This is a genomic window from Lactococcus sp. S64 (assembly GCF_016516525.1).
Taxonomy (GTDB): domain Bacteria; phylum Bacillota; class Bacilli; order Lactobacillales; family Streptococcaceae; genus Lactococcus; species Lactococcus lactis.
This window is the reverse complement of the sequence record NZ_JACVUQ010000036.1, coordinates 1-370: the sequence shown is the minus strand read 5'-3', so window position 1 is coordinate 370 and position 370 is coordinate 1. Positions and strand designations below refer to the sequence as shown.

Here is a 370-nt window from a genome sequence, read left to right as displayed (position 1 = left end):
GGTCAATTCATCTAGGAATTCTGGAACATTTTCTTTCAATTCCGCAAATTCATCGGAAACAAGCATCAAATGTGGGAGGGGTTTACTTGGATACTTCACACCTTCTTTTTGATTCACTCGATCACGATAAAGTTTAGTGTACCCAGCAATATTACTTACCCCATATTTTCTGAATTCACGTTGACGTTTTTTGAGTTCGGCATTGATAGAAGCTAAAGCTCTTGCCGTTCCGGCACCGTCTAAGTTCGTGATTGAACCCATGAAATGAGGAAGGTTAGCTAGAGTATCCGCAATTCCTCCCCCTTTCCAGTCGATGATTAACATTCCGATGTCTTCTGGTGAAAAGTTAATGGCAAGCCCCATTAAGAAA

At 41.1% G+C, this 370-nt stretch carries 1 protein-coding gene; it reads right to left on the bottom strand.

Going from position 1 to position 370, the window contains the following annotated elements:
- Nucleotides 1-370: FtsK/SpoIIIE domain-containing protein (locus IAE51_RS12035; RefSeq protein ID WP_255528862.1), on the bottom strand; the 370-nt coding region annotated here is incomplete at both ends.